This is a genomic window from Streptomyces sp. NBC_01478 (assembly GCF_036227225.1).
Lineage (GTDB): Bacteria > Actinomycetota > Actinomycetes > Streptomycetales > Streptomycetaceae > Streptomyces.
Genome location: NZ_CP109444.1, coordinates 8,642,308 through 8,656,185, shown reverse-complemented (window position 1 = coordinate 8,656,185; position 13,878 = coordinate 8,642,308). Strand labels below are relative to the sequence as shown.

The following is a 13,878-nucleotide window of genomic DNA, read 5'->3' as shown; positions in this document are numbered from 1 at the left end:
GACCTTTCAGGCGGAGGGTGCGGCGGACGTCAGTTCGGCGCACGCTGTCGCTATCCGCTCGCACGCCTCGGTGAGGATGTCCGTCGAGGTGGCGAACGAGATACGGAAGTAGCCGGGGGCGCCGTACGCGGTTCCGTGGATCACCGCCACCTGCCGGCTGTCGAGGAGGTGGCGGGCGAAGTCCTCGTCGTTCTCGATCCGGGTCCCGGCGGGGGTGAACTGCCCAATGGCGTCCTGGCAGTTGACGAGGAGGTAGAAGCCGCCGTCCGGGATCGTGCAGCCGAGCCGGGGAACGTCGTTGACGAGCTTCACGGTCTCGTCGCGGCGGGCGCGGTAGACACGCACGGTGTCCTGGACGAAGTCCTGCGGTCCGGTGAGCGCGGCAGCGGCGGCGGCCTGGCTCACGGAGGAGGGGCACGAAGAGGTCTGGGACTGGAGGGTGTTGATCGCGGTGACCAGGTCCGCCGGGCCGACGCCGTAGCCGATGCGCCAGCCGGTCATCGCGTACGTCTTGGAGACGCCGTTGGTGAGGAACACCCGGTCGGCCAGGGCCGGTTCGACGGCCGCGAGGGACGGGGCGTCCTGGTCGCCGTACCAGATCTCGTCGTAGATCTCGTCGGTGAGGACGCCGACGTGCGGGTGGGCCAGCAACACCTGGGCGAGGGCGCGGAGTTCGGCGGTGGTGTAGGCGGATCCGGTCGGATTTCCGGGGGTGTTGAGAACGACCCAGCGGGTGCGTTCGGTGAGGGCGGCCGCGAGGCGTTCCGGGGTCAGCTTGAAGCCGTCCGCCTCGGGGCAGTCGACGATGACCGGGGTGCCGTCGTTGGCGCGGACCATGTCCGGGTACGACACCCAGTACGGGGCGGGGACGACGACCTCGTCCCCCTCGTCCAACGTGGCCATCAGGGCGAGGAAGATGACCTGCTTGGCGCCGCCGCCGACGGTGATGCGGGAGTCGGTGACGTCGAGTCCGTGGCGCTCGCGGAGCTTGCCGGCGATCGCGGCGCGCAGGGCCGAAGTGCCGTTCACCGGCGTGTACTTGGTCTCGCCCGCCTCGATGGCCCGGATCGCGGCGGCCTTGACGTGGTCGGGGGTGTCGAAGTCGGGCTCGCCCACGGTCAGGTCGAGGATGGTGAGCCCCTGGCTCTTCAACTCGCGTACACGCTGCGCCGCCGCCGTGCTCGGCGAGGGCTTGATGCGGCCGAGTCGCTCTGCCGTCTTCACGGTGATCAGCCCTCCCTGCGCTCGAAGTTGAGGCCGCCGGGCACCTGGAAGGTGGGCAGGATCTCGATGTGCCCGATGTTGACGTGCCGGGGCGCGTCGACGGCGAACTCGATGGCGTCGGCGATGTCCTCGGGCTTCAGGGACTCGTAGCCGTCGTAGTACTCGCGCTGGGCGGCCTCCATGTCGCCGAGGAGGCGGCCGAAGATCTCCGTCTCCACGCGGCCGGGGCAGATCTCGCTGACGCGGACCCGGCGGCCGTAGCCGTCGACGCGGAGCTGGCGGGAGAGGGTGTGCACGGCGGCCTTGGTGGCGTGGTAGATCGTGTTGCCGCCGAAGTTGTAGACACCGGCGATGGAGCTGATGTTGACGATGTGGCCGAGGTCCCGCTCGACCATGCCGGGCATGAGCAGCCGGACCAGGTGCAGGACGGCCTGGATGTTGACGGCGATCTGCTCGTCGATCGCGAACTCGTCGGCGGTGAGGATGTTGCCGGTGCGGGAGACGCCCGCGTTGTTGACGAGGACGTCGATCTCCAGGCCGTCGAGGACGGCGGTGAGCGCCTCGGTGTCGGTGATGTCGACGGCGTGCGGGATGCAACCGGTCTCGTCGGCAAGGGTGTTGAGCCGGTCGGCGTTGCGGGCCACGGCGTGGACCTCCAGGCCGCGCTTGGCGAGCCGTTCGACGACCACGGCTCCGATGCCGGTCGACGCTCCGGTGACGAGGGCCGTCCTGTAGTCGGAGATGGGCATGCTGAGGTGCTCCTTGCTCTGTGCGGGGTGGGGGGCTTTGTGCGGGCGTGCGGGTGCGGGAACGCGTGGGACGGTCAGGCGTCGCGCAGGGGCAGGTGGGCGCGGTCCTTCACCTTGGACACCGCGAGGAGGGTGCCCAGGGCCGTGAGGACGGCGTAGAAGGCCGGCATGTTGACGTTGCCCGTGCGGTCGATGAGGTAGGTCATCAGGAGCGGGGCCGTACCGCCGAAGAGGGCGGAGGAGACGTTGTAGCCGAGGCCGTAGGCGGAGTAGCGCACCCGGGTCGGGAAGAGTTCGACGAGGAGGATGTGGATGACGCCTGTGTGGCCGGCGAACACCACCGCCATGATGCAGGCGCCGACGACGGCGAGGGCCACGTTGCCGGTGCCGATCAGCAGGTAGCAGGGGATGCCGACGATCGCCATCGCGATGGCCGCTCCGGCGAGGACCTTCTTGCGGCCGACGCGGTCGGAGAGGCGGCCCATGTAGGGGATGGCGAAACAGATCGCGACCAGGCTGGAGGCGGTCACGAGGAGGCCCTGCACCTTGCTGAAGTTCAGCTCGGTGCTCATGAAGGTGGGCATGTAGCTGAACAGGACGTAGTAGCCGGAGCCGTTCATCAGGGGGATGAACAGGGCGAGCAGCATGGCGCGGCGGTGTTCGGCGGAGGCGAAGGCCTCTTTGAGGGGGTTCTTGGAGAGGCCGTCCTCTTCTTTCAGGCGCGTGAAGTTGGGGGTGTCACTGATGCGCTTGCGGATGTAGATGCCGGCGATGCCGAGCGGCACGGCGAGCAGGAACGGGATGCGCCAACCCCAGGACTCCATGCGCGCGGAGCCGAGTCCGCTGGTCATCGCGGCGGCGACCAGGGTGCCGGTGAGCAGGGCGAGGAACGAGGCGATCTGCGCGTAGCTGGTGTAGAGGCCGCGCTTGCCCTCGGGGGCGTGCTCGGCGAGGAAGCTCATCGCGCCGGAGGCCTCACCGCCGACGGAGAAGCCCTGCGCTACGCGGAGCAGGATCAGCAGGGCGGGGGCGGCGACGCCGATGCTGGCGTAGCTCGGCAGTACGCCGATGGCCGCGGTGGCGGCGCTGATCAGGAGGATGACGAAGACCAGCATCCGCTGGCGTCCGATGCGGTCGCCGAGGTGGCCGCAGATGACGGCGCCGAGCGGGCGGAAGAAGAAGGAGACCGCGTAGCCGAGGAAGACGAGCTGGACGGCGTTGTCGGAACCGGGGAAGAAGACGGCGGCGAGCGATCCGGCCATGAAGCCGAAGATGCCGTTGTCGTAGAGCTCGGCGAAGATTCCGACGCATCCCGCGAGGGTGACCTTGCGGGCGGTTCTGGGATCGACCGTGTTGGGGACTGGCTGAGCGGCCACGGTACTCATGGCGTCTCCTGTCTGGGCAGCAGGCGTGGGATGAGGGGTGGTGCGGCTCCGTGCGGGTGCTTCCAGCGGGTGAGCGGGAGCTGTTGAGCGGGGGTGAGTGGGGTGCGGGTAGGTTTTGTTGGTGTTGGTTGCGGTTTGGTGTGGTGTGCGGGTCGGTGGGAGCTGGGCGCGCGGTTCCCCGCGCCCCTCTACAGCGGGCCTGAGTTGAGAAGTGCGGGTGCTCTGATGCGCAGGGCCTCGAAGGCTGTGCGGACCCTGGTTCTCAGGGCGTCGATCGCGTGGCGTTGTGCGCGGTGGGCGGTGACCGCCTGGTCGAGGGTGCGGTGTCGGAAGCGGATGGTCTGGCCGGGGCGGACCTGGCCCAGGGCGGACAGGCCGGTGGCGGTGACTACGGCCAGGACGGGGTAGCCGGCCGTGACGCCGCGGCCGCGGTGCAGGACGAGGAGTTCGTCTCCGGCGGGTACTTCGACGGCGCCGATGGGGACGCCCCTGGAGAGGACCTCGCCCCGGGTGACGCGGCGGGGCACCTCGCCCTGGAGGCGCAGGCCTATGTGGTTGCTTCGCGGGGTGACCGTGAAGGGGGCGTCGAAGAGGCGCCGGCCCGTGTCGCCGAACTCGGCCCGGTCGGGGCCGTCGGTGACGTCGATGGTCCAATTGGTGGGGAAGGGCGGGACCGGCGCGTTCAGGCGGAACAGGGGGATGCGGGAGAAGGGGTGGTCGATGGGCGGGCAGGCCGTGCGCAGGGCGAGTTCGTCGCCGGTGCGGAGAGGTGGGGCGAAGCCCAGGATCGTGTCGGGGGCGCAACTGCCCTGGAGGCAGTCGACCTCGAACGAGCCGAGTACGGCCAGGTAGACGCGTAGGCCCCGGTGGATACCGGTGACGCGGACGGTCTCGCCGGCTCGGACCGGGACCGGTTCCCACTGCGGTCGTACGACTCCTTCGACGGTCACGTCGGCGGGGGCGCCCGTCACCGCGATGAGGATGTCGCCGGAGGGGACGCAGGCGAAGTCGAGGGCGGTGATCTCCAGCAGCGGGGCGCGGTCGTGGTTGCCGCACAGGACGTTGGCGACGCGCGCCGAGTGCTGGTCGGCGGCTCCGTTGGCCGGCAGCCCGTAGCGGGAGCGGCCGACGCGGCCGAGGTCCTGCACGGTGACGATGCCGGCGGTGCGGATGGTGAGGGTGTCAGCCATGCCCGACCACCAGGTCTGCCTGGTCCGCCAAGTCCCCCAGGGCCAAGTCCGCGTATTCGTCCCACTGTTGGGGCTCGATGGGCACGAACCGGAACGTGTCGCCGGGGCGGTACGCGGTGATCGGGTCGCTGTGCAGGTCGAGGACGCGTACCGGGGTGCGGCCCAGGAGCGGCCAGCCGCCGGGCGAGGGCATCGGGCAGATGACCGCCTGGCGTCCGGCGACCGCGACCGAGCCGGGGTCGACCCGGGTACGGGGCGAGGCGAGGCGCGGTACGGGTTTCGGGAAGGGCGGGCCGTCCGTCATCGGGGCTCCGGCGGGTGCGCCCAGGCAGCGCACGGTGAGGTCGGAACCGGAGTGCAGCGCGATGATCTCGCCCTCGGACAGGCCGAGTTGGGCGGCGACCTCGGGCAGATCGGGACCGTACTCGCCGCCGTAGACGACGGGGACGACGAAGCGGCGCGGGGGTGTCGTCGGCGCGGGGTGCGGGCCGAGGCGGGCCGCCTCGTGGGCCAGGACGCGGCGGACGGTGGCGTGGTCGGTGACGGCGCAGTCGAACTCGACGAGCAGGGCGTCGTAGGTGGGCACCACGTCGTGGACGCCGGCGAGTCGGACGGCGTCGAGGGCGTCGGCGAGGGCGTGGACGAGTTGCCAGGCGGGTTCGGCGTCCAGGCCCACGGCCTTGGCGACCAGGGCGGAGTCGCCGCAGTCGGCGATGGTCACGTTGCCGGTCATCTCAAGCCTCCTTGCCGCTCAGGACTTTGTCGAGCGAGGTGATCTCGACTCCGGCGGTGAGGAGTTGCTCGCGGACGCGGCCGGCCAGGGCGATTGCTCCGGGGCTGTCGCCGTGCAACAGGACGGTGTCGCAGGCGACTTGGACGTCCGTGCCGTCGACGCTGCGGATGACGCCCTCGGTGACCATGCGCAGGGTGCGCCGGGCGACCTCGTCGGGGTCGTGGATCACCGCGCCGGGCTCGGAGCGCGGGAGAAGGGTTCCGTCGGCGCGGTACGCGCGGTCGGCGATGCCGACGATGCCCACGCGCAGGCCACGGGCCCGGGCCGCGTCGGCCAGTTCACCGTCCTGCGCGAGGACGATCAGCGACTCGTCCAGGGCTGCTACGGCGTCCACGACGGCGCGGGCGTAGTCGGCGCGGACGGCGACCAGGTTGCCCAGGCGGCCGTGCGGGGCGACGTGGTGCACGCGGGTGCCGTGGGCGACGGCGAAGGCCTGGAGGGCGCCGATCTGGTAGAGCACGTCCGTGCGGACCTCCTCCGGCGTGAGGTCCATCGCGCGGCGGCCGAAGCCGACCAGGTCGGGAAAGCTGGGGTGGGCGCCCACGGCGACCTGCTTCTCCACGCAGGTCCGCACGGTAGCGTCCATGATGCGGGGATCGCCGGCGTGGAATCCGCAGGCGACATTGGCGGAGGTCAGCAACTCCAGAAGGGCCGCGTCGTCGCCCATTGTGTACGCGCCGAATCCCTCGCCGAGGTCGGCGACGAGATCAACCATGGGAGTCATGACGTCCTCCGGATCGGAATGCCGGGAAAGGGAATTCCAGGAAGGAATTCTGGGAAGGGAATCCGCGGGAAGCGGATACCATCACGTCTTCGTGAGACCGGAGACCGTGAACGGCGGAAACCGTGGACGGGGAATGTTCCGGTGGGGAAGCTCCGCTCGACTTGTTCCGCACAACTTATTCCGACCGTCGCGTGATCGCCAATATGCGTTCGGTCTGGCGTTATCGCGAACCGCTATGACCCCCCTCACACCCTCCACTCACCGGGGCTGTGTTTCGGGGTGATCCCTCCCTACGATGAGGCTTCGCTCCATCTGGAAGGCCCCGCGCATGGACACCAGACGTCTCTACTCGTTCATCAAGATCATCGACGCGGGAAGCATCACGCGCGCGGCCGACATCCTGCACATCGCCCAGCCGGCGCTGAGCCAGCAACTGTCCGCCCTGGAGGCGCAGTTCGGGCAGCAACTGCTCATCCGCAGCAAGCGCGGGGTGGCCCCGACCGAGGCGGGCCGGGCGCTGTACCTGCACGCGCAGCTCATCCTCCGCCAGGTGGACCTCGCGCAGGCCGCCGTCGACGTCTCCGGCCGGGCCCCCGCCGGCAGCGTCTCGGTGGGCCTCGCGCCGTACAGCCTGGGCGCGGCCCTCGCGCTGCCGCTCCTGAAGAGCGTGCGCGAGCGCTACCCGGACATCCTGCTGCACATCAACGAGAACTTCGGCGGCGTGATCAGCGAGGCGATCATGACGGGCCGCATGGACATGGCGTTCATCTACGGCGCCGGGCCGCTGCGGGGTGTCCAGTTCGAGCCCGTCCGCACCGAGGACCTGTATCTGATCGGCGCGCCCGGCGAGACGGCGCCGTCGGGAGAGGGCGAGGTGCGCCTGGCGGAGCTGGCGAGCGTGCCCCTGCTGCTGCCCAGCCGCATCCACACCATCCGGCAGGTCGTGGACGCCGCCTTCCAGCAGGCGTCCCTCCGGCTGAACGTGGTGGGCGAGGTCGAGTCCGCGCTGACACTCGTCAACGCCGTGGACGCGGGCCTGGGTGCCACGGTCCTGCCCCGGTCGGCGGCGCGCGCCATCCTCGACGTCCGCTCGCTGTCCGTGCGGCGGATCGTGGAGCCGGTCATCCAGGTCAAGCTGTCGCTGGTGACGTCGGACAATCAGCCGCTCTCCGAGCCCGCGCTGGCCGTGCACGATCTGTTCCTCGAACTGATCGAGGATAAGGATCGCCGATAGCGTCAGAGGAATCCGCTATTTGTTTCCGGTGACCGCCCCGACTAGCGTCGATCGAATTGATCCACCTGGCCGGTAAAGCATGGCTCGTCACTGGAGAAGCAGATGGAAAAGCGTGTCCTCGTCACCCGCGGAACCCTGCCCGGCAACGGTCTGGGCCGGCTGTCCGAAACAGCGGAACCGGTGTCGTGGCCCGGCACCGAAAAGCCCGGCCCCGCCGATCTCGCCGCCCTCGCCCCGGGTGTGAGCGGTGTGCTGGCTCTCGGCAACGACCCCGTGGACGCCGCCCTGATGGACGCGGCGGGCCCCTCGCTGCGTGTCATCGCGCTGGCCAGCATGGGCTTCGACAACGTGGACCGCGCTGCCGCCGCCGAGCGCGGCATCGTCGTCACGCACACACCCCGGGTGCTCGCGGAGACCACCGCCGACCTCACCTTCGCGCTGATCCTCGCCGCCCGCCGCCGCATCGGCGCGGCCGGGGCGAGCCTCGCGGACGGCTCCTGGGAACTGTTCCGGATGCACGACTATCTCGGCCTGGACGTCCACGGAGCCACCCTCGGCCTGGTCGGCTACGGCCAGATCGGCCGCGCGGTGGCCCGCCGGGCCCACGGTTTCGGGATGCGCGTGATCCACCACGACCCGTACGCCCCGGACGACGACCTGTCGGCCTCGGTGGGCCTGGCCGCGCTGCTGGCCGACTCCGACGTGGTGTCGCTGCACGTTCCGCTCACCGAGGAGACCCGCCATCTGATCTCGGCCCGCGAGCTGGCGGCGATGAAGCCCACGGCCACGCTGGTCAGCACCTCGCGCGGCGGAGTCGTCGACGAAGAAGCCCTGTTGGACGCCGTCCGCGAGGGGCGCCTGCACTCCGCCGGGCTCGATGTCTTCGAACGGGAGCCGATGGGAACGGAGTTGTCCCCGCTGGTCGCCGAGCCGAACGTGATCACACTCCCCCACATCGGGTCGGCCACCGAGGCGACCCGGGCCGCGATGGTCGACCTGGCGGTGGACAACATCCTCGACGTGCTGGCCGAAAGGCCCGCTCGTACGCCCCTGCCCGGCAGTTCGGCGGTGGCGGGCGCGCCGGTCGGCGGGTGAACGCTCACCCCGCCTGAGTGCTGCTGAGGCCGGCCCACTGCAACAGGAACCGCAACGCCTCCTGCGAGGGCGAGTCCGGCGGCGCCGTGTAGGCGACGAGGAACTGCTCCGGGTGCGTGTCGACGGTGAACTGCTGGACGTCGAGGGTGAGTTCACCGGCGACCGGATGAACGTACGTCTTGGTGAGCTGGCGCGGTCCCCGTACCTGGTGCTCGGCCCACCACGTGCGGAAGTCCGGGTCGCGGGCGGCGAGTTCGGCGATCAGGGTGTCAAGTGCCGGGTCGTGCGGGGTGCGGCCCGCCTCCATGCGCAGCACGGCGACGCACTCGCGGGCGGCCCGGGGCCAATCCGCGTACAGGGCACGGAAGTCGGTGTCCAGGAAGGTGAGCCGGATCAGGTTGCGCTCGGCCGGGGGCAGGGCGCCGAAGTCGGTGAGCAGAGCCGTGGCCGCGCGGTTCCAGGCGAGGACGTCCATGCCGCGGTGCAGCACCATGGCGGGGACGTCGTGCATGATGTCCAGCAACTGCCTTAGTCGCGGGGCGACTTCGGAGCGGCCGGGCGGACGGGCGGATGCTCCCGGCGCGACCTCGGCCAGCGTGAAGAGGTAGGTGCGCTCGTCCGGGGCGAGGTGCAGCGCGTCGGCCAGGGCGTCCAGGACGGCACGGGAACCCCGGCGGGTGCGGCCCTGCTCCAGGCGGACGATGTAGTCGACGCTCACGTGCGCGAGATACGCCAGTTCCTCCCTGCGCAGCCCGGGCACGCGTCGCAGTCGGCCGTCGTCGGGGAAGCCCGCCTGCCGCGGATCGCGGTCTGCCCGGCGGGCGCGCAGGAAGTCGCCCAGTTCGTTGCCGGAGGGACCGGAGGGGGGCGACGCGTCGCGATCTGCCATGGCTCCAGTGTCCTCGGGCCGGCGCGGGCGTGCCTGGTACAGAACCGCATAGGCAGAGCCGTCCCTGGTGGCGCCGGGCGGGGTGGAGTGACGGTGGGGGCATGGCCGTACACCGGCTCCCCCACCTCCGACTGGAGTGCACCCTCATGCGTACCGATGTCACCTTCCTCAGCGCGGGCCTGAAGCTCGCCGGTCATCTCTACACCCCGGACGAGGAGACGCCGGGGGTGCCGCGTCCCGCGATCGTGGTCGGGCATCCCGGCACCGGGGTGAAGGAACAGGCCTCCGGTCTGTATGCCCGCCTGCTGGCCGAGCGCGGGTTCGTCACGCTCGCCTTCGACGCCGCCCACCAGGGCGAGAGCGAGGGCGAGCCGCGCGGTCTGGAGGATCCGGGGCAGCGGGTCGAGGACCTCAAGGCCGCCGTCTCCTTCCTCGGCACCCTCGACGAGGTCGACCCCGGCCGCATCGGGGCGCTGGGCGTCTGCGCCTCGGGCGGCTACGCCCTGGCGGCGACCGCGACCGACCCGCGCATCCGGGCCGTGGGCACGGTCAGCGCCGTAGACATGTCACGGCAGTTCCGGCTCGGCGCGGACGGCGCCCAGGACCCGGCCGTCATCGAAGGCATGCTGGCCGCCGCCTCCGCGGCCCGTACCGCGGAGGCCGGTGGTGCGGACGTCCGGCGCTTCCCGGTCTTCCCCGCCACCGAGGAGGAGGCGCGCGCGGGCGGCCCGCACGTCCACGAGGGCTGGGAGTACTACTGCACTCCGCGCGCCGGGCACCCCCGCTCGGCCAAGTCGCTGACCTGGACGAGCGTGGACCGCATCGCCGCCTTCGACACGTTCGCGTCCGTCGCGCTGATCGCGCCGCGGCCGCTGCTGCTGGTCGTCGGGCGGGCCGCGGTGACGTCCTGGATGAGCGTGGAGGCGTTCCAAAAGGCGCACGGGCCAAAGGAGTTGGCGTGGATCGAGGACGCTTCGCACGTCGACCTCTATGACAAGGACGCGTACGTGACGCCCGCCGTGGAGAAGCTGAGCGGCTTCTTCGACACCCACCTGGCGGTGTGATCCAGCAGACAGCGGAAACTACACAAGTAACTTGGCAAAGTTGCTTGTGTAGTTTTACGTTGGATCCATGACCACGAACCCCGCGCCGGAGCAGTCCGTCGCGACCGCTCAGCGGCTCAACGACGCGATGACCCGGCTGCGCGCACGGCTGCGCGCGGAGTCGGGCCAGCATGCGACCGGCCTGACCCTCACGCAGCTCGGCGTGCTGGCGAGTGTCGTGCGGGAGGGGCCCGTCACCGCCGCGCGCCTGGCCGTGCTGGAGCGCGTCAGCGCGCAGTCCATCGCACAGAGCCTCGCGGTGCTCAAGGCCGCCGGGCTGGTCCGCAGCGAGCCCGACGCGCAGGACGGCCGCAAGAAGCTGATGAGCGCCGACCCGTCCGCGACCGAACTGGTCCAGCAACTGCTCGCGGGGCGCGCCTCCTTCCTGGCGCGGGCCATCGAGCAGGTGGTCGCCCCGGACGAGCGCGAGAACGTGGAGAAGGCCGTCGAGTTGCTGGAGCGGCTCGCCACCGCCGAGTTGAACGACGGCGGCATATGAGGACCGACACCGGCGAGGCCACTGCCCCGGCGCGCGAGTTCGCGCGCAAGCCCTTCGGGTGGACCTTCACGACCCCGCTCTATGTGGGCGCGGGCCTGAACCCGGTCAACAGCTCCATCATCGCGACCGCCCTGGTGCCGATCGCCACCGAGCTGCATGTCGCGGTCGGCAGCACCGCCGTACTGGTCTCCTCGCTCTATCTGGCCAGCGCCGTGGCGCAGCCCACCGCCGGGAAGCTGGCGGAGGTGCTCGGGGCGCGCCGGATCTTCCTCGCCGGGATCGTCCTGGTGCTGCTCGGCGGGGTGGTCGGGGGCCTGGGGCAGAACCTGGCGATGCTGACCGTCTCCCGGGTCCTGGTCGGCGTCGGCACCTCGGCCGCGTTCCCCTGCGCGATGGTGCTGATCCGGCGCCGCGCCCAGGACGCCGGTCTTGACGCACCGCCGGGCGGAGTGCTCGGCGGGATCGCGATCGCGGGCATGGCCACCGCCGCCGTGGGCCCGCCGATCGGCGGACTTCTGGTCGGCGCCGCGGGCTGGCGCTGGGCGTTCCTGATCAACATCCCGGTGACCTTGACCGCGCTGGTGATGGTGCTGCGCCGGCTGCCCGCGGACCCGGCGCTCGACCGCGCGGACAGGGCTTTCCGACGGGTCGCCGACCGGATCGACCTGCCCGGCATCCTCGGTTTCGCCGTCGCGATGAGCGCGCTGGTCGTCTTCCTGATGGGCCTGCCCCGCCTCGGGTGGGCCGCGCTCGCCGTCTTCGTCGTGGCCGCGGTGCCCACGGTGTGGTGGGAGCTGCGCAGGCCGGCACCGTTCTTCGACTTCCGCGGTCTCGCCGCCAACGGCGCCCTCACCCGCACCTATCTGCGCCAGGCGCTCACCCTGCTCGGCACCTACACCGTGATGTACGGCGTGACGCAGTGGATGCAGGCCGCGCACGGACTGTCCAGCGTGACGGCGGGACTCCTGCTGCTGCCGATGGGCGCGGTGTCGGCGCTGCTCTCGCACCCGCTGGCCCGCCGCAATCTGATCCGGGGCCCGCTGATCGTCTCGGCGGTGACCATGCTGATCGGCTCGGCCGGGATCATGCTGCTCACCTCGCACAGCCCGGCGCTCGCGATCGTGCTGGTGTCCCTGGTCTTCGGCGTCGCCTCGGCCACCACCACCGTCGGCAACCAAACCGCCCTCTACCTGGAAGCGCCGCCGGACCAAATCGGCACCGCCTCCGGCCTGTTCAGGACCTTCGGCTACCTCGGGACGATCACCTCCGCCGTGATCGGCGGCATCGTCTTCCGCTCCGGCGTGACCGACCACGGCCTGCACCTCCTCGGCCTCGTCCTGGTCGGCGCGGGCCTCGCGGTCCTGCTGCTGACCGTCCTGGACCGGCGACTGATGGGCCGCGGCACCACGACCATCTGACAGCCCCCTCAGCAAGAACCCCTCAAGGAGAACCGCACATGAGCACCCCCACGATCACCCCCGGGCGGACCGCCCTGCTGGTCATGGACTTCCAGAACGGCATCGTCCCCGTCGCCCCCGACTCCGACGCCCTCGTCGAGCGGGTCAGGGGCTCCATCGCCGACGTCCGTGCCGCCGGCGGCGCCATCGGCTACGTCCGGGTCGCCTTCACCGAGGACGACTGGGCGGCGGTCCCCGAGAACAATGCCTCCTTCAGCGCGGTCGCCGGGGCGAAGATGCTGCACCACGAGGACGGCTCGACCCGGATCGACGAGCGGCTCGCCCCCGAGGACGGCGACCTCGTCGTCCGCAAGATCCGCTACGGCTCCGGCTCCACGACCGACCTCCACGAGCAGTTGGGCGAGCGCGGCATCGACACCCTGGTGCTCGCCGGGATCAGCACCAGCGGCGTGGTCCTGTCCACCGTCATGGACGCCGCCGACCGCGACTACCGGATCTTCGTCCTGTCCGACGGCGTCGCCGACCCCGACGCCGAGACCCACCGGGTGCTGGTCGAGAAGGTGTTCCCGTCCCGGTCCCACGTCATCGACACCACGGAGCTACGAGAGCTGCTGCGCGCCACCTGACGTCGCCCCCGCCCCCGGGAACACCACCCGGAGCCTCCGCACCCGCCCCTCGCGCCGGAACATCAGCCAGGCGAGAGTGGGCGGGCAGGGGTTCGAGATACCGGCGGGATTGACCGCCTCCATCTCCCAGATGGCGATGTCTCGGCTGGCCACGACATGACGCAGATGCTGGGTCACGCCCTTGGTCCGGGTCTCCCGCATGGCCGGGAAGGGATGGAGGCGTCCGCCCTCCTTGTTGAGGACGCCGACCAGTTCGGTCTCCGCCGGCCACAACTCCAGGATCTCCGGCGGCAGTTGGCCGCGCATGGCGCCGTCCAGCGTGACCTCGGCCTCCTGCCGGCTGTCCTCGGTGAGCGCGGCGGCGTCGTCGTGGCCACCGGTCGCGGTCGACAGCAGCACCTTGGCCATCTTCGCCCGGGCCTGGTTGAGCCGGCTGCGCACGGTGCCGACCGGCACCTCGCAGGCCTCGGCGATCTCCTGGTACGAGGTGATCCCGCTGAAGTGCCGCAGCATCAGCACCAGTTGCTGCTCCTGCGGCAGTTCCTCCACCGCGTCCCAGATCCAGTCCCGCAGCGCGTGCTGCTCGATCAGCCGCTCCGGCTGCGCGGGCTCGACGAGGTCGCCCAGATGCGCGGACTCCAGCCCGTCGAGGCCGGGGAACTCCCGGACGGCCCGCAGCCTCATCCGGGAGGCGTTCCGTACGATCGCCCGCAGCCAGGCCCCGACGGCCGCCGGTTCCCGTACGCCGCCGATCCGCCGCAGCGCGGTCAACGCGGCGTCCTGGACGGCGTCCTCGGCATCGGGGCCGTAGCCGAGCAGGCTCAACGCGACGGCGCGCATGGGCGCCTGATGGCGCGTCAGCAGCAGCCCCAGGGCGCCGGACTCGCCGGCCTGGGCCCTGCGGGTGAGTTCCTCATCCGTGGGACGGTCGAGGGTCACCATGAACCTC

At 71.0% G+C, this 13,878-nt stretch carries 14 protein-coding genes; 6 read left to right on the top strand and 8 right to left on the bottom strand.

The genetic code is table 11. The annotated features are described in order from the left end of the window. Positions 1–6 precede the first annotated feature (6 nt). The 6 genes from OG223_RS39175 to OG223_RS39150 form a co-directional block, all read right to left on the bottom strand. A complete protein-coding gene (locus OG223_RS39175; RefSeq protein WP_329259323.1) occupies positions 7–1,224 on the bottom strand; it encodes an aspartate transaminase in 1,218 nt (405 codons plus the stop codon). A 5-nt stretch (positions 1,225–1,229) separates the two neighbouring features. Further along, positions 1,230–1,973, bottom strand: a complete 744-nt coding sequence (locus OG223_RS39170) for an SDR family oxidoreductase (protein ID WP_329259322.1) — start codon at positions 1,971–1,973, stop codon at positions 1,230–1,232. 74 nt (positions 1,974–2,047) lie between these two features. After that, entirely contained in the window at positions 2,048–3,358 is a 1,311-nt protein-coding gene (locus OG223_RS39165; RefSeq protein WP_329259319.1) for an MFS transporter, read from the bottom strand. A gap of 188 nt (positions 3,359–3,546) precedes the next feature. After that, the gene (locus tag OG223_RS39160) at positions 3,547–4,548 is read right to left on the bottom strand and encodes a biotin-dependent carboxyltransferase family protein (RefSeq protein WP_329259318.1); all 1,002 of its coding nucleotides are present in this window, start codon (positions 4,546–4,548) and stop codon (positions 3,547–3,549) included. Next, positions 4,541–5,281, bottom strand: a complete 741-nt coding sequence (locus OG223_RS39155; protein WP_329259316.1) for a 5-oxoprolinase subunit B family protein — start codon at positions 5,279–5,281, stop codon at positions 4,541–4,543. The genes OG223_RS39160 and OG223_RS39155 overlap by 8 nt, the downstream gene beginning before the upstream one ends. A 1-nt stretch (position 5,282) precedes the next feature. Further along, positions 5,283–6,065 (bottom strand): LamB/YcsF family protein, encoded by a 783-nt coding sequence (locus tag OG223_RS39150; protein WP_329259314.1) that lies wholly within the window; start codon positions 6,063–6,065, stop codon positions 5,283–5,285. 328 nt (positions 6,066–6,393) lie between these two features. On the opposite strand from OG223_RS39150, the gene nac reads away from it, so the two are divergent. Both nac and OG223_RS39140 read left to right on the top strand, forming a co-directional pair. Beyond that, a complete protein-coding gene (gene nac / locus OG223_RS39145) occupies positions 6,394–7,299 on the top strand; it encodes a nitrogen assimilation transcriptional regulator NAC (RefSeq protein ID WP_329259311.1) in 906 nt (301 codons plus the stop codon). A 102-nt stretch (positions 7,300–7,401) separates the two neighbouring features. Beyond that, entirely contained in the window at positions 7,402–8,394 is a 993-nt protein-coding gene (locus OG223_RS39140; RefSeq protein ID WP_329259309.1) for a 2-hydroxyacid dehydrogenase, read from the top strand. A 4-nt stretch (positions 8,395–8,398) separates the two neighbouring features. Here OG223_RS39140 and OG223_RS39135 read toward each other — a convergent pair whose 3' ends face one another. Next, entirely contained in the window at positions 8,399–9,283 is an 885-nt protein-coding gene (locus OG223_RS39135; RefSeq protein ID WP_329259307.1) for a helix-turn-helix transcriptional regulator, read from the bottom strand. 146 nt (positions 9,284–9,429) lie between these two features. On the opposite strand from OG223_RS39135, the gene OG223_RS39130 reads away from it, so the two are divergent. From OG223_RS39130 to OG223_RS39115, 4 genes are all read left to right on the top strand, one after another. Beyond that, positions 9,430–10,347: an alpha/beta hydrolase gene (locus OG223_RS39130; protein ID WP_329259304.1), complete on the top strand. Its 918-nt coding sequence runs from the start codon at positions 9,430–9,432 to the stop codon at positions 10,345–10,347. 67 nt (positions 10,348–10,414) lie between these two features. Then, positions 10,415–10,885, top strand: coding sequence for a MarR family winged helix-turn-helix transcriptional regulator (locus OG223_RS39125; protein WP_329259301.1), 471 nt, complete (start codon positions 10,415–10,417; stop codon positions 10,883–10,885). After that, positions 10,882–12,303, top strand: a complete 1,422-nt coding sequence (locus OG223_RS39120; RefSeq protein WP_329259299.1) for an MFS transporter — start codon at positions 10,882–10,884, stop codon at positions 12,301–12,303. Before OG223_RS39125 ends, OG223_RS39120 begins: the two co-directional genes overlap by 4 nt. Positions 12,304–12,341: 38 nt before the next feature. After that, a complete protein-coding gene (locus tag OG223_RS39115) occupies positions 12,342–12,929 on the top strand; it encodes a cysteine hydrolase family protein (protein WP_329259296.1) in 588 nt (195 codons plus the stop codon). On the opposite strand, the gene OG223_RS39110 is transcribed toward OG223_RS39115, so the two are convergent. Beyond that, positions 12,903–13,871, bottom strand: a complete 969-nt coding sequence (locus OG223_RS39110) for an RNA polymerase sigma factor (RefSeq protein ID WP_329259293.1) — start codon at positions 13,869–13,871, stop codon at positions 12,903–12,905. The two genes, OG223_RS39115 and OG223_RS39110, sit on opposite strands and share 27 nt — an antisense overlap. Positions 13,872–13,878: the final 7 nt, after the last annotated feature.